The sequence below is a fragment of the Paenibacillus sp. FSL K6-1122 genome, from assembly GCF_037977015.1.
In the GTDB taxonomy this organism is placed as follows: domain Bacteria; phylum Bacillota; class Bacilli; order Paenibacillales; family Paenibacillaceae; genus Paenibacillus; species Paenibacillus amylolyticus.
Genome location: NZ_CP150272.1, coordinates 2,196,850 through 2,222,802, shown reverse-complemented (window position 1 = coordinate 2,222,802; position 25,953 = coordinate 2,196,850). Strand labels below are relative to the sequence as shown.

The window sequence follows — 25,953 nt, the reverse complement described above, 5'->3', positions numbered from 1 at the left end:
CGTTTCACCTCATAACAACTTCATTATTCCCATAATCATTAACAATAGCGCTGGCAATACAGACAGTCTTCGCATCCAGCGCAGAGCTGAGAATCGTAGGCCAACCTTCATGCCGAGTGACAGAAACGCCCCACTAAACAGTGCAATAATGAGTGCTGTCCATAGTGTAGGGAATCCCAGAAGTGCCGCTCCCAAACCTGCTCCAAACGCATCCAGAGACAGGGCAATACCAAGCCACATCGCTTCTTGAGCAGATATACTCCCCGAGTTATCCATATCCGCCTTGGAGGGACTGCGAAGGATCTGAATGACAACGCCCAGCTTGCGCAGCTCCAGTGTAAATACCATTCGTTCCAGTGATCCATTTGAAGCCGACTGCTCCAGATCCAGTGCAAGCACCTGATTCCTGCCCTTTGAATCCGACAGTCTCTCTTGTGCTTCTCCCACTCCAGTTACCTTTGCTTCTGTTCCCTCACCCATTCCAGTGTCTGTTTCCAGCTGTTCTTTGCCTTGCTTTCGAATTAGTTGCAACAGTGACCATGCACCAATACCTATCAATATAACGGCTCCCACGATCGAAGCGATATCCGGTGACACCACATGGGACAACAACACACCTACTTGCATCGACAAGGCAATAACCAATCCTGAACAGATCGAAATAACAGCGATAGATAACAGGGGAATCTTCGTCCTCCGTAACCCATATGTAATCCCGACTCCAAAACCATCTAAACTAAGCGCCAAAGCAAGCGCCAGCAATGAAATAAAATGATGCAGCACCCCGGACTCCTCCTCTGTGCGGTACTCGTGCCAACTGAAGATGCCAGTATGGGTATACGCCCGCTTATTTCTGCCATATCAGTATATGGAGGGAGGAATCCAAGGGTGCTATGATTTCATCATTTCGTTCATTCAGTTCATGTTACAGCAGCTGACAGTTCGGACAAAAATGCGTGCCACGGCCACCAACCACCGTTTTTTCAATTAACGTACCACAAGTTGTACAAGGTTCTGATTTGCGTCCATAGATTTTCAGTTGATGCTGGAACATCCCCATCTCACCCTGTCCATTCACATAGGACTTGATGGAAGATCCACCTGCATTCACTGCATCTTGCAACGTAGCCACAATCGCTTCATGAAGCACCGTTAACTGAGCTTCGGTCAGTGTCTTGGCGATGGTCTCGGGATGGATACCTGCGCGAAATAGAGCCTCGTCCACATAAATATTCCCGATACCAACCACATATGCCTGATTTAAAAGTACAGCCTTGATTTTGGTTGTACGCTTGCCAACCGCCTCGCGGAATGCAGTTACCGTAAAGGCTGGATCAAGCGGCTCCAGTCCCAGCTTCAGCAGAGGTTTGGACACCAGTTCCTCACCTGCATTAAACAGATGCATCGTACCAAATTGACGCACATCCTTATAACGCAATTCCGTACCATCATTAAAATGGAAGATCACATGTGTATGTTTCTCCACATCTTCATGCTGCTCGTACACACCGTATCTTCCTTCCATCCGCAGATGGGAGACAAGCACCAGCCCGTCCAGCAAAATACGCAAAAACTTGCCGCGGCGCTCCACCCCAATGACGGTATGTCCCGCGAGTTCCATTGCAAATGCATCTATGTCGTCCGGCCGCTGAATAATCCGCGGCAAGCTAACGGTAACATGATCAATCGTTTTGCCCACAATAAGTTGATTCAATGTTCTTCTGACTGTTTCGACTTCCGGTAATTCCGGCATGATGTTCTCACCTCCCCTATATTATAACGGAAGATGGCGCTCAGCGGGACCCTTTTCTTATATCTCAAACATGGAAGGGCCTATTGTAAAATACCGGAAAAACCGCTCAACACTTGATTTATTTCGCTTCGTACCAGTTATCACCAAAGCTGACTTCGGCTTTCAGCGGAACCGACAGTTCCAATGCTTTTTCCATGACAGAAGGCACTAATTCCTTCATCAATTCCAATTCATCGGCAGGCACTTCGAATACAAGTTCATCGTGCACCTGAAGCAACATACGGCTCTTCAACTTGCGTTCCCGTAGCGCTTCATCCATCTGTACCATGGCCAGCTTGATGATATCTGCCGCTGTTCCCTGAATCGGTGTATTCATCGCCGTACGCTCTGCGAAAGAACGCAGGTTGAAGTTACTGGCATTAATCTCTGGCAGGTAGCGACGACGTTCCAACAGCGTTTTGACGTAACCATCCTGACGAGCTTCCTTCACAATGTCATCCATGTATCGGCGGACACCCTGGAACACTTCAAAATACTGATCAATAAACTGCGCAGCCTCTTTACGTGTAATGTGCAGGTTCTGTGATAAGCCATAATCACTTATGCCATACACGATACCAAAGTTAACTGCCTTCGCGGAACGACGCATATCCCCATCCACATCCTCAGGCTTCACACCGAATACATCCGAAGCTGTCTTTGTATGAATATCCATATCGTTGACAAACGCTTCCTTCAAGCGCTCATCGTCCGAAATGTGGGCCAGTACTCGCAGTTCAATCTGGGAATAGTCTGCTGCCAAAATGGACCATCCAGGTTCGGAAGGAACAAATACCTTCCGGATTTTGCGACCTTCTTCCATCCGAATCGGAATGTTCTGCAAGTTCGGGAATTGACTGCTAAGTCGTCCAGTAGCGGCGATGGTCTGACGATAATACGTATGCACCTTGCCATCCCGATTGGATATTTCTTTGAGCAATCCTTCCACATAAGTGGATTGCAGCTTGGCAAGCTGACGATATTGCAGAATATGCTTGACCACATCATTATAAGGAGCCAATTTCTCCAATACTTCCGCATCTGTGGAATAACCCGTTTTTGTTTTCTTCACCACTGGCAAGCCCAGTCTATCAAATAAAATCTCACCCAGTTGCTTTGGTGAATTCAGATTAAATTCCGTTCCTGACAGCTTGTAAATCTCAGCCATCAACCTGCTGATCTGTTCTTCAAACTCACTACCCAAAGCCTGTAGATCGGCTGTATTGGCCTTGATACCCTGTTTCTCCATGTCCGCCAATATGCGTGACAACGGCATCTCCAGTTCATGGAACAGTGAATTCATCTCATCGGTTTCCAGCACTTGCTCCTGAAGTGGAATAATGGCTGCTACTGCGGCAGCTTTGCGGCACAGGAAATCACCCAAGATCTCCACTTCCGGTACCTTGTACTTGGCACCTTTGCCCATAACCGTGTCATCCTCCACAAGTGAAGGCAGACCATACTTGGTCGTGAGTCCACTAATCGTCTGGTTGGATTCGGTTGGATCAAGCAAATACGCCGCCAGCTGTACATCAAATGACGCACCAGCGAATTCAATGCCATGTGCATGCAGGGCCAGATCTACACGATGAAGATCATACCCGCGCTTGGGCTGCTCTGAATTACCAAGCCATGCCCGCACTGGAGCCGCAGCCTCGGAATGAAGTAATTCGGGAGATATGAACGTATATGTTCCAGCAGAACCTACAGCTAGTCCAATCAGTTTCGCTTGGTGCGGGTTATCTCCATGTGTCTCCACGTGGAGTACATCAATGGAATCGAGGGAACTGAACAGCTCACTGATGTTGTCCTCTGTTGCAATGGAGGATTCAACTTCGGCAGCAGGGACTGCTTCCTGTTCAGAACCGATGTTGCCACTGAACGACAGGCGTTCGAGCAAGGATTTGAATTCCAGCTTGGCCAATGCAGGGCCAGCATGTTCTTCTTTTAATCCCGCGAATTGCATATCCTCCCACGTCTGCTCCAGCGGAACTTCCCTGTGAATCGTCGCGAGTTGTTTGCTCATCCGGGCATCTTCGGCATGGGCCTCGATCTTTTCTTTCATCTTGCCTTTCAGTTCACTTGTGCCGTTCAGCACATCCTCTACCGATCCGAACTGGTGTAGCAGCTTCAACGCTGTTTTCTCTCCAACCCCGGGAATGCCTGGAATGTTATCGGACGCATCGCCCATCAGACCCTTGAGATCAATAATTTGCAGCGGCGTCAGACCATAACGCTCCTTAATCTGAGCAGGATCATACAGCTCAATATCGGTTACCCCTTTACGCGTTAGCCCGATATGTACATGTTCGGAAGCAAGCTGCAGCATATCTTTGTCACCCGATACAACGAGCACCTGTCTACCCGCTTCATCTGCGCGTTTGGTTAACGTTCCGATGATGTCATCCGCTTCGAATCCAGCCAGCTCAAACTGAGCAATGCCAAGTCCTTTCAACAGTTCTTTGAGCAAAGGGAATTGCTCTGACAACTCTGGTGGTGTTTTCTCCCGTCCACCCTTGTATTCCTGATACCCTTCGTGGCGGAACGTGATTTTGCCTGCATCAAATGCAACCATGACATGTGTAGGCTTATGCTCTTCAAGCAATCTCAGCAACATCGTAGTGAAGCCATATACCGCATTGGTATGCAAACCTTTCGAGTTGGTCAGAGGCGGCATTGCAAAAAACGCCCTGTAAATAATGCTATTTCCATCTATGAGAATAAACTTGTCCATTCCAGCACCTCGCGTATTATATGGTCAACCTCTTCAAATTACATCTACTCTCATGATACCATACCCACCTGTTACATCAAAAAGAATAGCCTCTTTCACTTCACATTTAATCGCAAAAAAGAACCTTCTCCACAGACAGCTGTACACAGCCTACCTGAGAGAAAGTCCTTTTCCATTCATATGATTGCATTACTTAATCAGTACTGATTCCCCAATTCCAAAGTAATGCTCTTCCTATTGATTCAGATCCGGACGTTTACCTGTCACCAGGTACACCGTGCTCTCACCAATGTTGGTTGCATGATCGCCAATACGTTCAATGTAACGCCCAACCATCATCAGCAGCATAGCCTGTGAAGCCTGATTCGGATGCTCTGACATTAACGTGTAGAGATCACTGATCATGTGGCTGTACAGTTGATCCACCTGATCGTCCGTTTGAGCCATTTTATAGGCCAGGTCTGTGTTTTCTTTCAGGAAAGATTCGATGGATTCATCAATCATGGATTTCACGATTTCTGCCATTTGCGGGATATCCACCAAAGGTTTAATCAGCTTCTGTCCATCCATCCGGAGTGTCACCTTCGCCACGTCGAGCGCAAGATCTCCCATACGCTCCAGATCACTGGAGATTTTGAATGCCACGATAATACGTCTGAGATCCTTTGCCACCGGCTGTTGTGTGATGATCAGTTTGGAGCCAAGTTCCATAATTTTGTCTTCAAGGGCATTCAGATTCGCATCATTCTTGATGATGACCTGAGCTTTCTCCGCGTTCATCGTTTGTAAACTCTCAATAGCACCATCCAATGCTGCTCCTACATGTTCACCCATTTGTTTGAGCAAGGTACGCAGCTCTTCAAGCTCCTGATCAAATTCTTTTCTGCGAATCATAGATTTCATGTCCTCCTTATCCATCATCTCCGGGTATGCCGGGATCATTCCAATTCAGCTCGCTTAACCGAACCTTCCAGATATATAATCCTCGGTTCGGGAATCTTGCGGTGTGGAGAATAACGTCTCCGTATCAGCTGCCTCCACCACTTCACCATTCAGGAAAAATACCGTGCGTCCAGATACCCGTGCCGCTTGGTGCATATTGTGGGTAACCATAACGATCGTGTACTTGTGATGCAATTCTTTCACTAGCTCCTCAATCTTCAATGTGGAGATTGGGTCGAGTGCAGACGTTGCTTCATCCATCAGTAGAACGTCAGGCTGTACAGCCAGCGCCCGTGCAATACAGAGACGCTGTTGTTGTCCGCCGGACAAACTAAGTGCCGACTTTTTCAATACATCCTTCACTTCATCCCACAATGCAGCATGGACAAGACTTTGTTCCACCAACTGATCCAGTTCAGCCTTTTGGGTTACCCCGTGCAAGCGCGGTCCATAAGCCACATTATCGTATATGGATTTTGGAAAAGGATTCGGTTGTTGAAACACCATGCCAACTCGTTTGCGCAGTGTCTCCACTTCGATCTCATTACTGTAAATGTCAGAGCCATTCAGCATAACCTGTCCTTCCACACGAACACCCGGAATCATGTCATTCATCCGGTTTAACGTGCGAAGCAATGTCGATTTACCACAACCTGACGGCCCGATGAACGCAGTAACGGTTTTTTCCGGCAGATCCATCGATATATTTTTAAGCGCGTGATGCGTATCATAATATAAATTAAGATTTTCAATGTGAATGAGGTCCTTCATGGATGTTCACTTCTCCTTCGCTGCAGGGACACGGAAACTCCCTTTACGTTGAGACCGATACTGATAAACTTTCATCGCTGCTCGGCCATCTTTAATATCCTACCCTTTCATTGTAAAAACAGTATCACTTTCATGTTAACGGAATGTAAAAAAGACATCCTTAACCTTCATGATCTGCTTGATGGATCAATCTGATTGCTGATGCCTGCCTTATTGACTACTTTATATTACTCACTATTCGTAACCATCTCATCCAGCTTCGTACGAATGTGCTCTGCGACTTCTCCAGCTTTCCCACCTTCCATGGCGATCTCCTCTGCTATACGAGACAAATCTCTCACCGCACTGTTCAGTTGTCGGAACGTTGCTCCCCCTGCGGTGACATGCACCGAACTGTCGTCAATCTCCGCTCCGCTTGCCTTAACCAGTTCAACAGTCTGAAGGGTCAATCCACCAATATTCTCTAACAATGAAGACATGTTCCCCGCAACCTCACGGGTCTGTTTTGCGAGCGCTCGAATCTCGCCTGCAACAATCTGAAAACCTCGTCCATATTCACCGGCATGAGCTGCTTCGATGGAAGCATTCAGGGCGAGGAGACCACTCTGATCTGCCAGGGAGCGAATGGATTGTGCCATCCCTGAGCCTGTTTTGATCGAATTCAGCATGTGATCCGCATGTTGTCCTTGACTCTCCATATGCTGATGTACGCGGTTATAGGAAGCATCAACGTGCTTCAAACTCTCTTCGCCCTGCTTGGACAATGCCATGATCTCACGGGCCTCATGAACGGTCTGATTCGCTGCATTCACCAGCTTGGTGACCGCATTGTTGATTCTGGATATCTCCTGTCTGCTCTCGGTTACTGTACGTATGCGCTCTTCCGTAACAGACTGTTGCAATCTGCGAGATAGCGACATTACGTCACGCATCGTCAGCACACCTAGCAGTCTGCCTTGTTCCGTAACCAGCAGACAATCGTAGAAATGCTGTTCATCGCGTCCAAGTGCGATATCAATAATCGTTGAGGCTTCCATATGAATATCTGCTATAACCGGAGATGTATTCACTACTTGTATGACCGGCTTACGGTAGAATAGATCTGCGGCAAAACGGCCATTTAACATCCGATATAACGTCTCTCGCATTAACAATCCAGTAGGTTTCATCTGCTCATCACACAATACGATACATGGGTACTCCTGATCCTGATTCATCATCGTCGCTGCTTCTCCACAGGTCGTATGGACCCCGGCGACAGGTACTTGACGGTAATAGTCATGTAAATGGATTACAGGTTCTTCAGCAACCACCTTTACTTCATGATGCTGCTGTTCGGATGTTGTTAATTCTTCATTATGTAAAACAACATGAGGCTGGTCAGGTTTCACTTCGAGCAACATGGGCATAAATGCGCAATCTCCTTTACGTAATACCTCCGTCTTGAGGTGGGTTATGTAGGTACAAAGTATCACTCAGATAAGTCCATGCTACTCCCTCTACGTAAAGAAAAATCTTCCTTTATGTTAAATGAACGTAAAATAAAACTCCCCGATCATTGCTAACTTGAATGATGGGGAGTTTTTCTTTTGACAACCAATTTATAACCTACACCACGAATGGAATCAATGTGGACCGATTCCGGGTCCAGCTCCAGCTTTTTACGTAATGAACTGACGTGAACATCCACGGTTCGTTGACCTCCGATATAATCGAAGCCCCACACAGCGTTCATCAGATCATCCCTTGTCAGTACTACACCCGGCTTTTTAGCCAAATATAGAAGTACTTCGAACTCTTTCGGACGCAGACTGATGGATTGTCCACCCAGTGTCACTTCATATTTCAGAGGATAAATCTCCAGCTCTCCCAGAATAATTCGTGAGCCATCCTTGTCCTCAAGCTGTGGTAAATCTTCACCATTGGAATAACGTCTTAATACCGCATCCACTCGGGCTAATAACTCAGATACACCAAACGGTTTGGTAATATAATCATCGGCACCTGATTTCAGTCCCTGTACAACCTCGGCTTCACCGTTCTTGGCCGTCAGAATGATAACCGGTGTACTAACACCCTGTATTCTTAACTTGCTCAGAATGTCCAGACCATTCATGCCCGGAAGCATCAAATCCAGCAAAATGAGATCAAATTCCTGGGACAAGGCCCGATCATATCCTGCAGATCCGTGATCCTCTGCCGTAACGTCATAACCTTCCTGTGTCAGGTTATACGTGAGTAATCTTGATAATGTAGGTTCATCTTCAATAACTAGTAAACGCTGTGCCATGATACCCCTTCTCTCTTCATAGGTTGTCTGTTGCCACAACACTTTTTCTATCATAGCACTAATTTGTTAACGCGGTGTAAAACAATACACACTTTTTACATTTTGATACTAGACGCCTACATCTCTTCGTCTTGAATGAATGGAAGGATCACACGGAACGTTGTCCCCATGCCCAGTTCACTCTCTACAGACAATTTGCCATGATGCAATTCCACCAGATGTTTAACGATGGAAAGTCCAAGGCCTGTGCCCCCTGAATTACGGGATCTGCCTTTATCAACGCGATAGAACCGTTCGAAGATTCGCGGCAAATCTTTTTTCGGTATGCCAATTCCTGTATCCGACACCGCAAAGACAACTTCATCATCGTTATCCATCGTCACCTGTAACTTCACTCGTCCACCATCGGGGGTATAGTTGATGCCGTTGGATAACAGATTGATGAAAATCTGCTTCATCTTGTCCTCATCCGCTTCAATGTACAGTTCCTCCGGAACATGCATTTCCAGACGAATTTTCTTTTTCTCCGCCACCTTGGACAAGGTGCCCAGCACCATTTCGAAGAAAGAGTGTACATGCACAGGTGAGCATTGCAGCGGTGCGCGTTTCGATTCAATTTTGGATAACTCCAGAATATCCCCGATTAATCGGTTAAGTCGGTCTCCTTCATCATAGATGATTTTCAGGAATGATCGCTCTGTCTCCTTATCCTGTACCCCGCCGCTGAGCAACGTTTCGGCAAACCCTTTGACCGCAGCGACTGGTGTCTTGAGCTCATGAGAGACATTTGCAACAAACTCACTGCGCATGGACTCCAATCGGCGAATCGCCGTCACGTCCTGCAACAGGAACAACATGCCTCGATATCCACCATCATCTTCGGACATCGGTACTCCATCAATACGGATCAGTTTTTCCTCCGGGTTGAACACACTCACTTCTTCATGCATCCGTTCTTTCAGTGCAACACTCTCTTCAATGGTGCGAGTTAATTCGTAGTGTCTTTTCAATTCAGTATAAGGCTTACCCGTAACCTTTCCTGCTTGAATACCAAGCATACGCTCCGCTTCCCGATTGACCAGTGCAATAGATTGCCCTGCGTCGATCATGACAATACCTCCGGTCATGTTCGCGAGGACACTCTGTAACAACGCTTCATTGTCACGAATCGTCTTCAGTTGGGACTGCAAGCTGTCTGCCATTCCGTTTATCGCAAGCCCCAGCTGTCCGATCTCATCTCTTCGCGTTACATCAACTCTGGCATCGTATTCCAGCTTGGTGATCCGATGGGCCACTTTTGTAATATGCTCAATCGGGGAGGTTAATCCGCGTGCAACCCGATAACTGACAAACGCGACAATTAAGAACAATAATCCAAGTGCAGCAAACATAATCATCCAACCACGCTGAAGCCCTTGATCCACAGCCTGTAGACTCATGGATAGACGAATGTAACCATCAAATTTGCCGCTAGGTATTTCAATCATGTCACTTTGATCCGAATTCACAGGTAGTGCTACATACAGCATGTCTTGTCCCAGTGTCTCACTGTAACGTATGGATTGCCCGTATCCATCTCCGACGGCACCCTTAATCTCCTCACGGTTCAAGTGATTATCCATGGATGCCGGATCACTCTCGGAATCTCCAATGACCATGCCGTCTTTATTGATGAAGGTTACCCGGGAATCCGTCAGACGGTCCAGTTCCAGCGCCCGATCTGAATAATACTTTCGTGTGGCTTCCGAGGTTGGATCACTTGCATCATGGAATGGAAAAGTTGCTTTGAGCAAATTAATCTCGCGCACCATGGTTTGCTCCAATGCGGCTATATGCGTAGTCTTAAACACTCTGCCCATCGTGTATCCAGCCACAATGACGGATACGCCGATCAGCACCATCATAATGATGGCAAGGCGAATTCGGAACGGTCTCATCTATCTCTTCCTTTATGATCAGATTAATATCTAATGAATTGCTCTACATTGAATCCAGTTCAATTCGGTCCCCACGGGTACCCGGATTGGAAATTACAAGAAACTCCACTTCTTCGTCGCTCCGATTCATCATCTGATGCGGCATTCCGGGTACAATCTCTATTCCTTCATGGGCTTCCAGCACAAACGTCTCTCCATTAAGTTCCATACACGCTTCACCGCTGAGGATGAAAAAAAACTGACGGCTTACCGAATGAACATGTCGTATTTCAGCCGTTCCTGCGGGCATTCGTTCATGAATAATGCTCAGTGTTTCATTTTGAACGAGATGCCAACCGTCGCACTGTGCACCCCATATATAATGTGCTGCATTCTGTTTGCTCATTTTCATATGACTTGTCCCTTCGAGTATAATTGCTCGATCTATCATATCACAGATTAGGGAGTTTCCAGTCAGACAAGGCTAATAATAAAATATCATAGTTGTATCAACAGAGATGCCGACTTTTGTAAACAGGTGCTAACCGCATCTTTGACATACATATTCACCTGATATAAAAAAGACGCACCGCTCAGCCATGCTGAAAGCGATACGTCTCTCTATATAATCAATCCTATCCTGAGTCTAAACGTTCATTACGTATTATCCGTTCACCACTTCGCCGCCATTCACATGTATCACCTGTCCGCTCACATACGAAGAGTCATCCGAAGCAAGGTATACGTAAGCGGGAGCCAGTTCATCCGGTTGTCCTGGCCGCTTCATTGGCTGCGTTGCGCCGAACTCACTTACTTTTTTCTCATCAAATGTGGATGGAATGAGTGGTGTCCAGATCGGCCCTGGTGCAACGGCATTGACACGAATTCCCTTCTCAATCACATTCATCGATAACGAACGAGTGAACGAAGTGATTGCTCCTTTGGTAGATGAATAGTCAAGCAGGGTCGGGCTTCCGCGATAGGCTGTGATAGAGGTTGTATTAATAATCGTGCTGCCCTTCTTCAGATGTGGCAGGGCTGCCTGTGTCACATAGAACATGCCGAAGATATTGGTACGGAATGTACGCTCCAGCTGTTCTGGCGTAATATCCTCCAGATTCTGCTGTGGATGCTGTTCTGCTGCGTTATTCACGACAATGTCCAGTTTGCCCAGTTCATCTACTGTCTGCTTAACCGATTTCTTCGCAAAGGCATCATCACCAATGTCCCCTGCAATCAAGATACACTTGCGTCCTTCTTGTTCGACCTGACGTTTCGTTTCCTTGGCATCTTCGTGCTCGCTCAGGTATACAATGGCTACATCCGCGCCTTCCTTGGCATACGTAACAGCAACAGCACGTCCAATTCCGCTGTCACCCCCTGTAATAAGGGCCACCTTACCCGTCAGTTTACCTGCTGCCTTGTATTCAGGCTTCTCAAATTCCGGTCTGGGATGCATCTCCGATTCAATACCGGGGCGTTGATCCTGATGCTGTGCTGGCATTGTTTTTTGATTTTGTTGTGTGTTGGTTGACATCTAACATTCTCCTCTCAAAATGTGAACATGATTGGATTACAGAAGACATGGACCCTAACTGTATACTTCCTTGTCTTTCGTTCTCTGAAAAAGTCTCATTCTGTAGGATGGCATGAACAGTTCAGATTATTCTTCTGCGATGAACAGCAACTTAAGCCTCAGCGTGCTGTCTCTAATCGTTATTTACCACCCTCTTTAGATATCAAACAACCAATTTGCTTCAATGCCTGTTTGGCCAAAATTCGAAATTTATTCGAAATTAGACTGTTTCATGATACAAAGTGTATTCCTATGCTGCTTGGGCTGATGTACAATGTACAGTATACTGATGTGCTTTAACTCTCATCTTTATTGGTTTAATCATTCTAACCTAACATGGAGACCTGACAATGGAATCGCATATTAATTCATATATAACACTCGTCGCTACTTCAGCCGTGCTGAATGTCTTTTTGTGTTTATATACCTATTTCAGAAGATCCGAGATTCCCAGTTCCAAAATATTCATTCTCTACACAGCAGCACTCTCCATATATACTTTTGGTTATGCGATTGAGCTAGCCAGCAACACGCTGGAGCAGATGATGTTTTGGACCACCGTGGAGTATATAGGCATGCCCTTCTCCGCATCTCTTGGCCTCATGTTGATGATAAAGTACACAGGAAAAACCTTATCCAAAAAGGTAACTGCCGCGCTGTTTGTAATCCCTTCCATTACACTAGGTATGGTTGCAACCAATGACTTTCATCATCTATTTTATAAAAAAGTATGGCTAAGAGAAGATAGTCCCGTTCCTCTGATGGATATCGCAGTGGGTCAATGGTATGTTGTACATGGTGCATTCACCTTCTCCTGTCTGTTATGTGCCTGCCTTATTCTGATTGGACAATGGAGACACACCAAGAAGATGTATCGTCGTCAATTACTTACTCTCATTACTTCACAGATTATTCCTATGGTCGCAGCTTTTCTGTATTTGCTTGGTTTGACCCCCGGTGGGATGGACCCCGTCCCCGTGCTCATGTGTATCACATCTGCCATGTATATCTGGGCGATTCTATCCTCACGTCTACTGACCATCGTACCCATCGCCAAAGACAGTATTTTCGAGAGTATGCGTGAAGGTGTTATTGTACTTGATAGTTTCAATCGACTGGTCGATTACAACAGATCTCTGCGTGACATGTTGCCAGAGCTTAATACAACCATGATTGGCCAACCCTTGGATGAAATCTGGCATAATCTTGCTGGAAAGACGTTTCCCGTTGAATACGGAAGAGAAGGATTGCAAACCGATCTGTACTGGCAGTTAAATGGAGAGACCGTCTGTTATCAGGTCAGGACATCTTACGTGTATAACAAGGATGCACAGACTGTGGGCAGTCTAATTATGTTAATCGATATAACGGAACAACGCTTCTTGCAAGAACAGTTGAAACAACTGGCTTATTTCGATGGTCTGACCAAAATCTATAATCGCACTCAATTTTTGCATAGAGGTCGGGAGATTTTGAGTGAAGCTCAGCTTAACCCGCAACCTGTTTCATTCATTTTATTTGATATTGATTACTTTAAACGCATCAACGATACGTACGGGCATGATGTTGGCGATCAGGCCATCATTCATGTAGTCTCTGTTTGTAATCGATATTTAAGCCCTGAGATGTTGTTTGCCCGATATGGAGGCGAAGAGTTTGTCATCGCTCTTCCGAATACCTCGCTTCAAGAAGCCGAGAAACTTGCCGAACAACTGAGAGTTGCCTTATTGAATGCCCCCCTGGATGTTAAGGGTGTGCCTATTACGCTGACCTCAAGCTTTGGTATTGCCCAGTACAATGGAGGGTCAGATTCGCTGGAGTCCTTATTACGCGATGCTGATACCGCCTTGTACGAATCCAAGCGTAATGGTCGAAATGCAGTGCGTGCGTATACTGTGAGTACAACCTAATCAATGTAGACCATGTCAGATGGTAATGCATGATGTTATGTATGGTAGTGATTCCCTCTAGTTTTAGTTCAAATAAACCGAGGACTACTGATTTCATCTTGGTATTAACAAAAAGTAGACAGCCTCATTGGCTGTCTACTTTTTGTTTGTTTCAACGAAACACCATCTTACATCTCATCCGGCTTGTCCTAAGTACGTCTGCAAACGCTTAACCAACGACTAACAATACATCTTCGTAAGGTGGATTAACCGTCCGCAACGCACTTAGATCACCTGATTATTCACCATCAGGTACACCATGATTAGCAAGAATACAGCCAGAAGTGTACTGAACATACGGATCTTGCTTTGCTCAGGACCCACATCACGTTTGTTTTTCACACCTTCTGCAGCGAGTCGCAGCGGTTTACCCATGATTCCTCCAATAGCCGCAATAGCCAAGAGCAGAACAACAACGACAGCCATCCAGACATGAGAATACTCACCTTTGGTCATCAGGTAACCACCAGTAAGAAGTTGGATTACAAGTCCATACTGCGCGACTTTGTTCAAAGAACGAAGTGATGCAAAGGCTCCCTCTTGTGCTGCAGCATTCAAGGTACGGATTTTACCGACCACAAATGGCAGAATCAAATAGAATCCCATCGCCAGTGCTCCAACAATATGGAGCAAATACATAATCATTGTCAAAATTTTCATCCTCCTCAACATTTTCGGTGTGCTATACATCACATCCCATTATACTGGGGAACTTATCCAAAGAAAAGAAAACCTCCGGGTTTACCGGAGGTTTTCTTTTAGCTTCTGTTCAAAAAGTTTTCAAACTTACAGGTTTACTACCGAAATGACGTTGCGAACCGAATCAGCAGATTTGTCCAATCCTGCTTTTTCTTCCGCTGTCAGGTCAAGTTCGAATATTTTCTCAATGCCATTACCACCCAAAATGGTTGGTACACCGAGGAACAAATCATTATAGCCATATTCACCTTCAAGATAAGCGATCACTGGAATGATACGTTTCTTGTCCTTCAAAATGGCTTCGGTCATCTGAACAAGCGAAGCTGCTGGTGCATAATAGGCACTGCCGTTACCCAGCAAATTCACAATCTCGCCTCCGCCAACACGTGTGCGTTGAACAATTGACTCAATGCGGTCTGCCGGAATCAACGTATCGATCGGAATACCACCTACACTCGAATAACGAACGAGTGGCACCATGTCGTCTCCGTGGCCGCCAAGAACGAATCCACGAACATCTTCAACAGATACGTTCAACTCTTGCGCAATGAAGGTACAATAACGTGCTGTATCCAGAACACCTGACTGACCGATAACACGGTTTTTAGGAAAACCAAGGGTCTGATAAGCTGCATAAGTCATCGCATCCACCGGGTTGCTTAGAATAATGACGATGGAATCAGGGCAATATTTTTTCACATTTTCACAAACGGACTTCACGATACCCGCATTCGTATTGACCAGATCGTCGCGGCTCATACCCGGTTTACGGGCGATACCAGCGGTGATGATTACAATCTCAGAACCTGCAGTATCTTCGTAGTTGGAAGTACCGACGATATGACTGTCAAATCCTTGAACAGGACTTGCTTCCATCATATCGAGTGCTTTCCCCTTCGTCGGGTTCTCCAGTTGAGGAATATCAACCAGCACAACATCCCCGAGTTCTTTTTGGGCAAGCATTAATGCGGTCGTAGCACCGGTAAAACCGGCGCCGACTACTGTGATTTTTTTGCGCTGAATAGTCAAGATTCACATCTCCCCTTACAGGTTTTTAATGATTTGATCCGCGAATTCAGAACATTTCACTTCAGTAGCGCCGTCCATCAGACGTGCAAAGTCATACGTTACTGTTTTATTGTTAATGGATGTTTCCATACCTTTGTAGATCAGGTTAGCTGCTTCTTGCCATCCCAAGTGCTCAAGCAACATTACTCCGGACAGAATAACGGAACCAGGGTTCACGACATCTTTGTCCGCGTATTTAGGTGCAGTACCGTGAGTTGCTTCGAAGATAGCATGTCCTGTTACGTAGTTGATGTTCGCTCCAGGAGCGATACCAATTCCGCCAACTTGCGCTGCAAGTGCATCGGACAGATAGTCACCGTTCAGGTTCAATGTTGCGATAACATCAAATTCGCCTGGACGAGTCAATACTTGTTGCAGAGCGATATCGGCAATCGCATCTTTTACGATGATTTTACCAGCATCTTCAGCAGCTTTTTGTGCTGCATTCGCTGCATCTGTACCTTCGTTTTCTTTGATGATGTCGTATTGTGCCCATGTGAATACTTTGTCAGCGAACTCTTCTTCAGCCACTTCATATCCCCAGTTTTTGAAGGCACCTTCTGTGAATTTCATGATATTACCTTTGTGTACCAGTGTAACTGTCTTACGGTTATGGTCAATTGCATACTGCACTGCTGCACGTACCAGACGTTTCGAACCTTCGGAGGAAACTGGTTTGATACCAATACCGGAAGTCTCAGGGAAACGGATTTTGTTAGCACCCATCTCCTGTTGAAGGAACTGGATCACTTTTTTCACTTCTTCAGAACCTTCAGCATACTCGATTCCTGCATAGATATCTTCCGTATTCTCACGGAAAATGACCATGTCTACCAACTCAGGACGTTTAACCGGAGAAGGTACACCGTCGAAATAACGAACAGGACGCAAGCATGTGTACAGGTCAAGCTCTTGACGCAGGGCTACGTTCAGGGAACGAATACCGCCACCGATTGGTGTAGTCAATGGTCCTTTGATCGCTACGATATACTCACGAATGGCTTCCAGTGTATCATTCGGCAACCACTCACCGTATGTATCGAATGCTTTTTGTCCAGCAAACACTTCATACCATGCGATTTTTTTGTTGCCATCATAAGCTTTTTCAACAGCTGCATCCAATACACGTTTGGAAGCTTTCCAGATATCACGGCCTGTACCGTCACCTTCGATAAATGGAATGATTGGATTACTAGGTACTTGAAGTGTACCGTTATCAATTTGGATTTTTTCGCCTTCAGTTGGGTGAGCAAATTTTTCTAATTTCATAGTTAAAATTCCTCCTAGGTTTCGTATATGCAGTATTCATCATACCACTAGTCTTGTTGAGAGAAGGGTCCTGAGAGCTTAAGCCAGTAAAGCCTCTGCTTTCCAACCCTTCACCTCGTCCATATTATTATACTGTTTTTGCGGCTATTAGCGAAGTTCAATAGAAACGTATTTCTGTTCTGTAGGGCCAGTGTACTCCGCACGTGGACGAATGATGCGATTGTCCGCAAGCTGTTCCAAAATATGCGCTGTCCATCCAGACACCCGGCTGATGGCAAAGATCGGAGTGAACAATTCCTGTTCGATCTCCAGTTGGGTATATACAGAAGCAGAATAGAAGTCTACGTTAGGCTTTAATCCTTTTTGTCCTGTTACCAGTTCCTCGATCTTCACAGACATATCATACAAACGCGTATCATTGTTCATCTCGCCAAGTTCCTTGGACATCTTCTGTAGATGTTTGGCGCGTGGATCACCGTTTTTGTACACCCGATGTCCAAAGCCCATGATCTTTTCACGATTATTCAGTTTTTCCTGAATTGCCGCTTCAAGACGATCAGGCGTACCGATCTCATTCAACATTTTCATAACGGCTTCATTAGCACCGCCATGCAGTGGTCCCTTCAGTGCGCCAATGGCGGAAGTTACACCGGAATAGATATCTGACAGCGTAGCAACCGTTACACGGGCTGCAAATGTCGAAGCGTTTAACTCGTGATCCGCATGCAGGACAAGGGCTTGATCCAATGCTTTCACTGCGGTCTCGGATGGTTCTTCACCAGTCATCATATATAAAAAGTTCTCTGCGATGGAAGCGCCTTCTTTTGGAGCCACAGGTTCTTTGCCCTGACGGATACGGGCGATGGCTGCCACAATCGTTGGCAACTGTGCTTGCAACTTAACCGCTTTGTTCTCATTCGCTTCCGTTGTCATCTCATCCGCTTGCTCGTCGTACAGTGCAAGTGCAGAGACAGCGGAACGAAGTGCTGCCATGGTACTGACGTTTTTCGGATACAATTGGATTTGTGCAATCAACTCGCTCGGAATCGGCGCGTAATCGCTCAGGCTTTTACGAAGGGATTTCAGTTCATCCGTTGTTGGCAATTTACCAAACCACAACAAATAGGCAACTTCTTCAAAGCTGGCATGTTCAGCCAAATCGTCGATATCGTAACCACGGTATGTGAGCACACCGTCTACAATAGAACTGATCGAAGAGGTTGTCGCAACGATGCCTTCCAGACCTTTGGTAGCTGTCATATTACATCTCTCCTTTAATAAGCGAAATCAGGAACCATTCCAGAGTGTCATATAAGTGCCAAAATGCACCTATTCTCTTTTTGTAAACATTTTCATTTTAAAATTAACAAATATTTCAAACTACGGTTTTCCTATCTGTCAATCGGTATTTACTTATAACATCATACTGGATTTTGTCGTTTATGTGAACATGATGAGAGTTCATTCGCACATCAAACTTCTTTATCGGTCCGATAAAGCATTTTTGAAAGCCTTTACAAAAACAAGGTTGACATTTAATGTTTTTTAACCAATCCTGTCGTATGAGAACTTTCTATTGCTATATTCTGTAATACTAAGGCATACTCTAGGCAAAAGAAAGAATCCCCGTAGATCTTGTTCAAAAATCCGCTTTTGAACAAGATCTGGTAACATCCCGGCGTTTCAAAACCTTGTAAATGCTCTATATTAATTAAGATAGCCATCTATTTCTAATACTGCTTCATGGATCATACATAGGTCGGCTTAATTGAAATAAGGAGAGTTGATGCTTGGATAGAATAATAATGAAACGCCTGCTCCGTGGCTTATGGGTTATCATTGCGGCCGTTCTGATCGCCGTTGCCATATACTTGCTGTTCCCGCTTTTGTACCCTTTTGCGATTGCTTGGATTATCGCCTATGCCATGAATCCTTTAGTGAAACTGCTTCAGCATCGAGCACGATTCCCGCGCTGGCTGGCTGTGACTCTTTCATTGATCCTTTATTTTGGAGCCATTGCGGTGGTGCTGTCTGCGGCGATTACCCGCATGGTAAAAGAAGTCATTTCACTTACGACAAGCTTTGATCTTCATGTTGATGAGATCAAGGACACGTTTGTGCGCTGGACCCAGAATGACACCATTCAAAGTTTGACTGCGCAGATCAATGAATTTTACAAGGAAAATCCCAACTACCAGGAAACCATCAACAGCAATATTAGTAAAACAACTGAAACGGTGGGTACAGCCGTCACAGATCTGGTCACCGGATTTTTCAACATGATTCTGAGTCTGCTGACTTCTCTGCCGAACATGGGCGCGGTATTAATCGTTGTTCTGTTGTCTACATTCTTCATTAGCAAAAGCTGGACCAGGCACAACATCACCGTATCGGGATGGGTACCCTCTTCCATTCGCAAGCCGATATCCGACATCTGGACCGACCTTAAGAAGGCACTGTTCGGATACGCAAGAGCACAATTGATCATGATCTCGATTACAGCACTATTCGTCATGATTGGACTGCTTATATTGCAAGTCAATTCAGCCTTCACCATCGCTCTGATGATTGGTTTGGTCGATCTGCTTCCTTATCTGGGTGTTGGCCTTATCATGGTGCCTTGGGCAGCGTACCTCTTTATGAATGGGGATCTGTATCTGGGCATTGGGATTAGTATTATCTATTTGATCTTATTGATCGCCCGTCAGATTATTGAACCGAAGGTACTTGCAAGCAGTGTAGGGCTCGACCCACTCGCCACGCTGGTTGGCATGTTTGTGGGTTTGAAGTTGTTCGGTGTTCTGGGCTTGATTATTGGCCCTGTCAGTCTCGTGATTCTGGATGCGTTCAATCGGGCTAACGTATTACGCGACCTCAGAACGTATATCATCAACGGTCGTGTCCGATGAGGCATCATCTTATGAGCACCCAGGAAAATAGAAAAAGGCTTCGTTCAACAGAAATCATCTGCTGAGCGGAGCCTTTTCCATTTTGCATAACAACTGGTGTTTCATTTCGGACGACGATAAAACGTAATTTTGCCACTTTTCATTTTTTTCTCCAGCCACCCCAGGAAGAACAGACGGTACACCGGACGTGTTAATGGAAATACCAGTGTGAACCCGATCAGATCCGTTACAAAGCCTGGAATCAAAAGCAAGAAACCACCGACAAAAATAAAAAGACCATCGACCATTTTTCTTCCAGGTACCTTGCCACGCTCCATCTCGGATTTGGCGTCCACAAGTACCTTTCGCCCTTCAAACTGCAACATTGCTATACCAATCAAGGACGTGAGAATCATGAGAAGCAATGTCTTTCCGGCTCCGATCCAGTCACTCATCAGAACAAAACCAAATAATTCAATCACCGGAATGATTAAGAGTAAAGCCCACATCCATTTTCGCATTGACGTATTACCCCTTTCCCGAAAGCCACACCTTTTCAAGCGCGCTGTATAACTCAGAGGCTGCCTTATCCAGCCGAACTGGCTTCCAGTCCCCATTCACCCATACATGCTGTGTAGAACCTGTAACTAGCCGTTCACCGGGGAGTGATTCATCAGTTGACCATACCCGTTCTCCAATCGCCATATGCTCATCAGGTTCTTCAGACATGCGTCTTACGTCATACTCATAATTCAGTCGCAGACCACTAAATGCAGCAATACGGGTGAAAATGATAATCTCATCATCATATCGGGCAGGCTTGTGATACTTCACATCCAGTCCGGTTACGGGAAGCAGTAACCCCTGTTCCTCCATTTTACGATATGTATACCCCATTTGGCGAATCATCTCAGTTCGACCGATTTCAAACCAATTCAAATAGTTCGCGTGGTAGACCACGCCCATCTGGTCACTTTCTTGATAGCGTACACGAAGACGTGCCGCATACCAGTTACCATTGCTCTGTTCTCGCACGTTATCGGCCTCCTTCGTTCTATCATTCATACGTGTTACCTCGTTGTAAAGTGTCAATAAGATGGAAAAAAAGCAACGGGACAATAAAGCCCCATTGCTTCTTTCCTGTTGCTTCTCCATCCAAGACGCTATTAAGCGTTGTTTGGAATTTGGCTTACTTTAATCAGGTTGGTAGAACCGGAACGACCCAAAGGTACACCTGCTGTGATCACAACCAGGTCTCCTTCTTTAACAAGCCCGGATTTTACGCCGCCTTCAATTGCATTTTCGAACAAAGCATCCGTGGAATCAACCAGTCTTCCTTTGACAGGAGTTACACCCCAAGCCAGAGCCAAACGACGGGAAGTTCTGTCTTCCGTTGTCACAGCGATGATTGGAGATTCTGGACGATACTTGGAAATCATGCGTGCAGTATGTCCTGATTCAGTCGAAGTAATGATCGCTTTTGCGTTCAAATCTTGAGCTTGAAGAGCAACCGATTGGCTGATTGCTTCTGTAACTGTTGTTTGTTGAGCAACACGTTGTTTCAGGTACAACTCTTGGTATGGCAGAGCAGATTCTGCTTTTTCAGCAATACGGGACATGGTCAGAACAGATTCAACTGGGTATTTACCCGCAGCTGTCTCACCGGACAACATGATTGCGTCCGTACCGTCGAAGATCGCATTCGCCACGTCACTTGCTTCCGCACGTGTTGGACGCGGGTTACGCTGCATGGAATCCAGCATTTGTGTAGCTGTGATAACCGGTTTACCTGCAACGTTACATTTTTGGATCATGCGTTTTTGTACCAATGGTACTTCTTCCGCAGGAATCTCAACACCCAGGTCTCCACGAGCAACCATCAGGCCGTCAGACACTTCAAGGATTTCGTCGAGGTTATCGACACCTTGTTGGTTTTCGATTTTGGAGATGATTTGGATATGTCCAGCATTGTGTTTTTCAAGCAATTCACGAATCTCAAGTACATCACTTGCTTTACGTACAAAAGAAGCCGCAATGAAATCGACACCTTGTTCGATACCAAATACGATATCGTTAGCGTCTTTTTCGGTGATACCCGGTAGAGAAATGGCAACGCCCGGAACGTTAACACCTTTTTTGCTTTTGATCGATCCGCCGTTAACGATACGGCATTTGATCTCGGTGCCTTGCACTTCCACCACAGTCAGTCCGATCAGACCGTCGTCGATCAGAATTGTAGATCCCGGTTCAACATCATTCGGAAGATCTGTATACGTAATGGAAAGACGTTCTTTGGTGCCCAGAATTTCTTCTGTTGTCAAAGTGATGTACTCGTCTTGAACCAATTCGATCGGTTCAACTTCGAGTTTACCTGTCCGAATTTCCGGTCCTTTGGTGTCCAGCAGGATCGCTACTGTTTTGTTCAACTCTTCGCATGCTTGGCGAATCGCAATGATCCGTCCGCCGTGCTCATCGAAATCACCGTGGGAGAAGTTCAGACGGGCCACATTCATACCGGCCATAATCAATTTTTTGGTGTTCTCCAGAGATTCACTGGATGGACCAATGGTACATACAATTTTCGTTTTACGCATTTTGGGTTTCCTCCGATTTTAAAGGTATTACTCTTTATCTATTTTTCTTTTTCCAACTATTAAATTTACTATACTTTTGCTCATTTGTATAGGAAATTCGTCACATTATTCAGCATTTCCCGACAAATTACTCGCAACATCGACTTTTACAAGCTCTTGAGGGGCTTCAATGGATGCTGAAGGTTCAAACGTGACCGATCCAATTTTACGGAATTTCTCATAACGATCCTGTTTCAGTTGATCCCCGCTCCAACCCTTCATATCGTCGAGATGACGGACCAAAGCTTCACTGATGAAAGCAGCAGACGCTTCATAATCCCGATGAGCACCGCCGCGTGGCTCAGGGACAATCTCTTCAATGACTTCCATCTCCAACAGATCTTTGGCTGTTATTTTCATTGCTTCAGCCGCCTGATCTGCCTTGGATGCATCCTTCCAGAGAATCGAAGCAGCGCCGTTCGGAGAGATTGCAGAATAGATCGCATGTTCCAGCATCAACACACGATTACCCACAGCCATAGCGAGGGCACCGCCGCTTCCACCTTCGCCGATGACCACAACAATAACAGGAACCGATAGCTTCGCCATTTCCATCAGGTTGCGAGCAATCGCTTCCGATTGACCTCTCTCTTCTGCAGTATTACCCGGATACGCCCCTTTAGTATCAATAAACGTAATAATAGGACGGCCAAATTTGTTCGCTTGTTTCATCAGACGAAGTCCTTTTCGGAAACCTTCTGGATGAGCGCTGCCGAAAAAGCGGGCGATATTATCCTTCGTGTCTTTCCCCCGCTGTTGTCCGATTACCGTTACTGTCTTTCCATTCAACTTGGCAAGTCCGCCAACAACCGCAAGATCGTCTCCGAACATGCGATCACCGTGCAGCTCAATAAAGTCCGTAAATATCAGTTGGATCAGGTCCAGCGCCGTTGGGCGTTGCTGATGACGGGCCAGATGCATCTTCTGAGCTGCTGTTATGCCAGTGTAGATCTCTTCTTCAAGTCTATGGTAACGTTCTTCCAGGCGGGCAATCTCATCCGTGAAGTCGATCCCTTTTTCCTGTCCAAACTGTACGAGTTCATCAATCTTTTTGCGCATCTCAACCAGAGGCGCTTCATATGGCAACTCACCCGCCATTTAGACCCCTCCTTTTTCACTATGCATATCCAGAAGCTTGCCAAGAGTGGCCCGAAGCTCTTTCCGGTGCACAACCATGTCCAACTGACCATGTTGCATATTAAATTCAGCCGTCTGGAAATCATCAGGTAACTTCTGACGGATCGTCTGTTCGATAACGATTCTGCCGGCAAAACCAAATACAGCACCAGGTTCGGCAATATTAATATCGCCCAAGCTCGCAAAACTTGCCGAGACTCCACCTGTCGTTGGGTCCGTAATGACCGAAATGTACAGTCCGCCCTGTTCATCCAAACGGGATAAAGCTGCGCTTGTTTTGGCCATTTGCATGAGGCTAAGAATACTCTCTTGCATCCGGGCACCACCTGATGTTGAGAAAATAATCAATGGTAACCGTTTCTCTGTGGCATGCTCAATGGCACGGGTAATTTTCTCCCCTACAACAGAACCCATGCTGCCTGTGAAGAAATCAAAGCTCATGACAGCAACAACTACAGGCAGGCCATCAATGGTTCCTTCCCCTGTAATTACCGCTTCCTTCAGGCCCGATTTCAGACGCTGTTGTTCCAATTTGTTGCTATATCCAGGAAAGCCAAGTGGATCAACCGATATCATATCAGCATCAAACTCAACAAATCCTTGATCATCAAGTACCATAGCAATGCGCTCCATAGCGTTAAGACGCATATGGTAACCGCAGGCAGGACATACTTTCAGATTTTTCTCCAATTCCTTGCTATATTGAATGGTGCCGCATTTGCTGCACTTGTTCATAAGCCCTTCAGGTATTTCACGTTTTGGGCGTTCTAGGACTTCCTGGCCTTCGCCGGGAAGTGCACGCTCGGAAGGTATGGTAGCGTACTTCCGTTTCTTCTGGAATATATCTTTGAACACAACTACACCTCTCCAGCCGTTGATTTGATGGCCGCAACCTGCAGAGCGCTGCTTGTGGCAGCTTCATCCGCGTGTTACGGTAAACCGCTTACGACCCACACGCTGCCATGGGCCTTGTCCAGCATTCACAACAAAAAAATCCGCCGGTACAGGGCAAGGATCACCGGCTTCTGTCAGCACGATTGATGTTACCTGCAAAAACCGAAAGATTGTTGCGCCGATGTTTGAATCTATCTTGGTAGGGTCTCCGGGAGCAACCAGGTCGGTCCTTGTCCTAACAAAAAAAGAAGGAAGGACAGCAGCATACAATACATGCAAGTCGATTCCTCTCTCCGCTTACGCGATTAGTCCCTTATGTACCGATGGTACTTCTTCATCTGCCAAGGCACGTTGATGTCGAACAAATCAGGAATGCAGAATGGAATTCAGCACTTCCTGGACCTCTTCCAATTCCCCAGAAGGGACGCGAATCTCAAATTGCTGCTTGGATAAACTGATGGGACGGGTCTGTACCAGAAAACCTTCTTCCGAAAGCTTGGTCTTGATCTTGTCCGCAACCTTTGCTGTCGGTGCAATGTAAATCACCGTCCACATGCCTTGTCCGCCCCCTAAGCTAATGTTCAGAGCCCGTATATTGGACTAATGATAACATACCTCACTTTTTTTCTGCAAGAAAGGGTTCGGGACCTTTGGGGAGAATTTGGGATCATGAGGGACATTAGTCCCCCACGAATAACTCATATGGTTGACGAAATCTTCTTGTTCATACCTCTTCCATAAGTAGCCGCAAGCTTATCAGGGCAGCGTCAGCCGCCCTTGAAGACCTTCATATGAGCCATTAGATTGACCATAACAGACAAGCATGGAAATACAGGGGGTTAAAGGTCTGAGGGGTATTTTTTGGCTTTAATATTTTTGTGTGCAATCCGGGCAGAAGCCGCAGCAGCCACCCCTGCGACCAGATCATCCAAAAAGACATGAATGGCTGTTGTGTGTTCGTTCAAATCATGAATTACACCTATTTTTTCTTTATCCAGGTAACCAAAGCTGGTTAAACCAATCATACCATACACATGAGTAATGCCGAGGGCCAGAGTCTCGTCCACTCCATACAGGGATTCATCCGCTTCCATAATAGCCTGTAACGGTTGGGGCAAGAGTTTTTTCTCCGCAAGTTCGTCGAGAGCAATACCCGTATAGAGCGTATATTGCACCTCTCGTTTCTGCAGAACGGATTTCACGCTGGTTACACAGTCGTCCAAGGTCAGTTCGGGGTGGTACCCTTTTTGCAGACGGTATACAATTGCTGCGATTGCATCAATCCGTACACCCCGCCGGGCCAGCATGGCTTCTACGATTTCATATGACATATCTCGACCTCCCGCATCAATCCCCCGAGGACCGCGAGGTCCTTCGGTGTTCTCAAGTGTATGC

At 46.0% G+C, this 25,953-nt stretch carries 23 protein-coding genes; 2 read left to right on the top strand and 21 right to left on the bottom strand.

Annotation, left to right across the window (positions count from 1 at the left end):
* Positions 1–9: 9 nt before the first annotated feature.
* The 10 genes from NSQ20_RS09990 to NSQ20_RS09945 all read right to left on the bottom strand — a co-directional run bounded on the left by NSQ20_RS09990 (position 10) and on the right by NSQ20_RS09945 (position 11,982).
* Positions 10–825, bottom strand: coding sequence for an MntP/YtaF family protein (locus tag NSQ20_RS09990; protein WP_076326994.1), 816 nt, complete (start codon positions 823–825; stop codon positions 10–12).
* A 100-nt stretch (positions 826–925) separates the two neighbouring features.
* Positions 926–1,753 carry a DNA-formamidopyrimidine glycosylase gene (gene mutM / locus NSQ20_RS09985; protein WP_036669994.1) on the bottom strand — a complete coding sequence of 276 codons (828 nt, stop codon included), beginning with the start codon at positions 1,751–1,753 and terminating at the stop codon, positions 926–928.
* Between the two features lie 118 nt (positions 1,754–1,871).
* Positions 1,872–4,526: a DNA polymerase I gene (gene polA, locus NSQ20_RS09980; RefSeq protein ID WP_340032363.1), complete on the bottom strand. Its 2,655-nt coding sequence runs from the start codon at positions 4,524–4,526 to the stop codon at positions 1,872–1,874.
* Between the two features lie 234 nt (positions 4,527–4,760).
* Entirely contained in the window at positions 4,761–5,420 is a 660-nt protein-coding gene (gene phoU / locus NSQ20_RS09975) for a phosphate signaling complex protein PhoU (protein ID WP_036609819.1), read from the bottom strand.
* A gap of 63 nt (positions 5,421–5,483) precedes the next feature.
* On the bottom strand, positions 5,484–6,239 hold the full coding sequence (gene pstB, locus NSQ20_RS09970; protein ID WP_036609821.1) for a phosphate ABC transporter ATP-binding protein PstB: 756 nt from the start codon (positions 6,237–6,239) through the stop codon (positions 5,484–5,486).
* A gap of 227 nt (positions 6,240–6,466) precedes the next feature.
* On the bottom strand, positions 6,467–7,648 hold the full coding sequence (locus NSQ20_RS09965) for a methyl-accepting chemotaxis protein (RefSeq protein WP_340032362.1): 1,182 nt from the start codon (positions 7,646–7,648) through the stop codon (positions 6,467–6,469).
* Between the two features lie 152 nt (positions 7,649–7,800).
* Positions 7,801–8,529: a response regulator transcription factor gene (locus NSQ20_RS09960; RefSeq protein ID WP_036609823.1), complete on the bottom strand. Its 729-nt coding sequence runs from the start codon at positions 8,527–8,529 to the stop codon at positions 7,801–7,803.
* A gap of 116 nt (positions 8,530–8,645) precedes the next feature.
* On the bottom strand, positions 8,646–10,466 hold the full coding sequence (locus NSQ20_RS09955) for an ATP-binding protein (RefSeq protein ID WP_340032361.1): 1,821 nt from the start codon (positions 10,464–10,466) through the stop codon (positions 8,646–8,648).
* Between the two features lie 43 nt (positions 10,467–10,509).
* Positions 10,510–10,857, bottom strand: a complete 348-nt coding sequence (locus NSQ20_RS09950) for a cupin domain-containing protein (RefSeq protein WP_340032360.1) — start codon at positions 10,855–10,857, stop codon at positions 10,510–10,512.
* Positions 10,858–11,109: 252 nt separating this feature from the next.
* A complete protein-coding gene (locus tag NSQ20_RS09945; protein ID WP_340032359.1) occupies positions 11,110–11,982 on the bottom strand; it encodes an SDR family oxidoreductase in 873 nt (290 codons plus the stop codon).
* Positions 11,983–12,371: 389 nt separating this feature from the next.
* Here NSQ20_RS09945 and NSQ20_RS09940 point away from each other — a divergent pair, with 389 nt between their 5' ends.
* A complete protein-coding gene (locus tag NSQ20_RS09940) occupies positions 12,372–13,931 on the top strand; it encodes a histidine kinase N-terminal 7TM domain-containing protein (RefSeq protein ID WP_340032358.1) in 1,560 nt (519 codons plus the stop codon).
* A gap of 264 nt (positions 13,932–14,195) precedes the next feature.
* Here NSQ20_RS09940 and NSQ20_RS09935 read toward each other — a convergent pair whose 3' ends face one another.
* The 4 genes from NSQ20_RS09935 to citZ all read right to left on the bottom strand — a co-directional run bounded on the left by NSQ20_RS09935 (position 14,196) and on the right by citZ (position 18,266).
* Positions 14,196–14,615: a hypothetical protein gene (locus tag NSQ20_RS09935; RefSeq protein WP_036610969.1), complete on the bottom strand. Its 420-nt coding sequence runs from the start codon at positions 14,613–14,615 to the stop codon at positions 14,196–14,198.
* Between the two features lie 141 nt (positions 14,616–14,756).
* The gene (gene mdh / locus NSQ20_RS09930; RefSeq protein ID WP_036609827.1) at positions 14,757–15,698 is read right to left on the bottom strand and encodes a malate dehydrogenase; all 942 of its coding nucleotides are present in this window, start codon (positions 15,696–15,698) and stop codon (positions 14,757–14,759) included.
* A 15-nt stretch (positions 15,699–15,713) separates the two neighbouring features.
* Positions 15,714–17,006 carry an NADP-dependent isocitrate dehydrogenase gene (icd, locus tag NSQ20_RS09925; RefSeq protein ID WP_036609828.1) on the bottom strand — a complete coding sequence of 431 codons (1,293 nt, stop codon included), beginning with the start codon at positions 17,004–17,006 and terminating at the stop codon, positions 15,714–15,716.
* A gap of 147 nt (positions 17,007–17,153) precedes the next feature.
* The gene (gene citZ, locus NSQ20_RS09920; RefSeq protein WP_017689488.1) at positions 17,154–18,266 is read right to left on the bottom strand and encodes a citrate synthase; all 1,113 of its coding nucleotides are present in this window, start codon (positions 18,264–18,266) and stop codon (positions 17,154–17,156) included.
* A 530-nt stretch (positions 18,267–18,796) separates the two neighbouring features.
* Here citZ and ytvI point away from each other — a divergent pair.
* Complete coding sequence (gene ytvI, locus NSQ20_RS09915) at positions 18,797–19,915, top strand: sporulation integral membrane protein YtvI (RefSeq protein WP_036609832.1); 1,119 nt, start codon at positions 18,797–18,799, stop codon at positions 19,913–19,915.
* Between the two features lie 101 nt (positions 19,916–20,016).
* Here the strand turns inward: ytvI and NSQ20_RS09910 are convergent, their stop codons facing one another.
* From NSQ20_RS09910 to NSQ20_RS09880, 7 genes are all read right to left on the bottom strand, one after another.
* Complete coding sequence (locus tag NSQ20_RS09910) at positions 20,017–20,415, bottom strand: FxsA family protein (protein ID WP_036669966.1); 399 nt, start codon at positions 20,413–20,415, stop codon at positions 20,017–20,019.
* A gap of 7 nt (positions 20,416–20,422) precedes the next feature.
* On the bottom strand, positions 20,423–20,959 hold the full coding sequence (locus NSQ20_RS09905; RefSeq protein WP_047842320.1) for a thioesterase family protein: 537 nt from the start codon (positions 20,957–20,959) through the stop codon (positions 20,423–20,425).
* Positions 20,960–21,060: 101 nt separating this feature from the next.
* Positions 21,061–22,488: a pyruvate kinase gene (gene pyk / locus NSQ20_RS09900; RefSeq protein WP_017689492.1), complete on the bottom strand. Its 1,428-nt coding sequence runs from the start codon at positions 22,486–22,488 to the stop codon at positions 21,061–21,063.
* Positions 22,489–22,593: 105 nt separating this feature from the next.
* Positions 22,594–23,625, bottom strand: a complete 1,032-nt coding sequence (locus NSQ20_RS09895; protein WP_340032357.1) for an acetyl-CoA carboxylase carboxyltransferase subunit alpha — start codon at positions 23,623–23,625, stop codon at positions 22,594–22,596.
* Complete coding sequence (accD, locus tag NSQ20_RS09890; RefSeq protein ID WP_036609844.1) at positions 23,626–24,519, bottom strand: acetyl-CoA carboxylase, carboxyltransferase subunit beta; 894 nt, start codon at positions 24,517–24,519, stop codon at positions 23,626–23,628.
* Between the two features lie 405 nt (positions 24,520–24,924).
* The gene (locus NSQ20_RS09885; protein WP_017689496.1) at positions 24,925–25,113 is read right to left on the bottom strand and encodes a hypothetical protein; all 189 of its coding nucleotides are present in this window, start codon (positions 25,111–25,113) and stop codon (positions 24,925–24,927) included.
* A 284-nt stretch (positions 25,114–25,397) separates the two neighbouring features.
* Positions 25,398–25,889, bottom strand: coding sequence for a phosphatidylglycerophosphatase A (locus NSQ20_RS09880; protein ID WP_036609851.1), 492 nt, complete (start codon positions 25,887–25,889; stop codon positions 25,398–25,400).
* Positions 25,890–25,953: the final 64 nt, after the last annotated feature.

Excerpts from the sequence above, each read along its gene's own strand:
- NSQ20_RS09895 (WP_340032357.1), bottom strand. The coding sequence starts at position 23,625 with ATGGCGGGTGAGTTGCCATATGAAGCGCCTCTGGTTGAGATGCGCAAA.
- NSQ20_RS09940 (WP_340032358.1), top strand. The coding sequence starts at position 12,372 with ATGGAATCGCATATTAATTCATATATAACACTCGTCGCTACTTCAGCC.
- NSQ20_RS09950 (WP_340032360.1), bottom strand. The coding sequence starts at position 10,857 with ATGAAAATGAGCAAACAGAATGCAGCACATTATATATGGGGTGCACAG.
- NSQ20_RS09910 (WP_036669966.1), bottom strand. The coding sequence starts at position 20,415 with ATGCGAAAATGGATGTGGGCTTTACTCTTAATCATTCCGGTGATTGAA.
- NSQ20_RS09935 (WP_036610969.1), bottom strand. The coding sequence starts at position 14,615 with ATGATTATGTATTTGCTCCATATTGTTGGAGCACTGGCGATGGGATTC.
- polA (WP_340032363.1), bottom strand. The coding sequence starts at position 4,526 with ATGGACAAGTTTATTCTCATAGATGGAAATAGCATTATTTACAGGGCG.
- icd (WP_036609828.1), bottom strand. The coding sequence starts at position 17,006 with ATGAAATTAGAAAAATTTGCTCACCCAACTGAAGGCGAAAAAATCCAA.
- NSQ20_RS09965 (WP_340032362.1), bottom strand. The coding sequence starts at position 7,648 with ATGCCCATGTTGCTCGAAGTGAAACCTGACCAGCCTCATGTTGTTTTA.
- NSQ20_RS09955 (WP_340032361.1), bottom strand. The coding sequence starts at position 10,466 with ATGAGACCGTTCCGAATTCGCCTTGCCATCATTATGATGGTGCTGATC.
- NSQ20_RS09905 (WP_047842320.1), bottom strand. The coding sequence starts at position 20,959 with ATGAATGATAGAACGAAGGAGGCCGATAACGTGCGAGAACAGAGCAAT.
- NSQ20_RS09945 (WP_340032359.1), bottom strand. The coding sequence starts at position 11,982 with ATGTCAACCAACACACAACAAAATCAAAAAACAATGCCAGCACAGCAT.
- pyk (WP_017689492.1), bottom strand. The coding sequence starts at position 22,488 with ATGCGTAAAACGAAAATTGTATGTACCATTGGTCCATCCAGTGAATCT.
- mutM (WP_036669994.1), bottom strand. The coding sequence starts at position 1,753 with ATGCCGGAATTACCGGAAGTCGAAACAGTCAGAAGAACATTGAATCAA.
- phoU (WP_036609819.1), bottom strand. The coding sequence starts at position 5,420 with ATGATTCGCAGAAAAGAATTTGATCAGGAGCTTGAAGAGCTGCGTACC.
- NSQ20_RS09960 (WP_036609823.1), bottom strand. The coding sequence starts at position 8,529 with ATGGCACAGCGTTTACTAGTTATTGAAGATGAACCTACATTATCAAGA.
- NSQ20_RS09885 (WP_017689496.1), bottom strand. The coding sequence starts at position 25,113 with ATGTGGACGGTGATTTACATTGCACCGACAGCAAAGGTTGCGGACAAG.
- NSQ20_RS09880 (WP_036609851.1), bottom strand. The coding sequence starts at position 25,889 with ATGTCATATGAAATCGTAGAAGCCATGCTGGCCCGGCGGGGTGTACGG.
- citZ (WP_017689488.1), bottom strand. The coding sequence starts at position 18,266 with ATGACAGCTACCAAAGGTCTGGAAGGCATCGTTGCGACAACCTCTTCG.
- pstB (WP_036609821.1), bottom strand. The coding sequence starts at position 6,239 with ATGAAGGACCTCATTCACATTGAAAATCTTAATTTATATTATGATACG.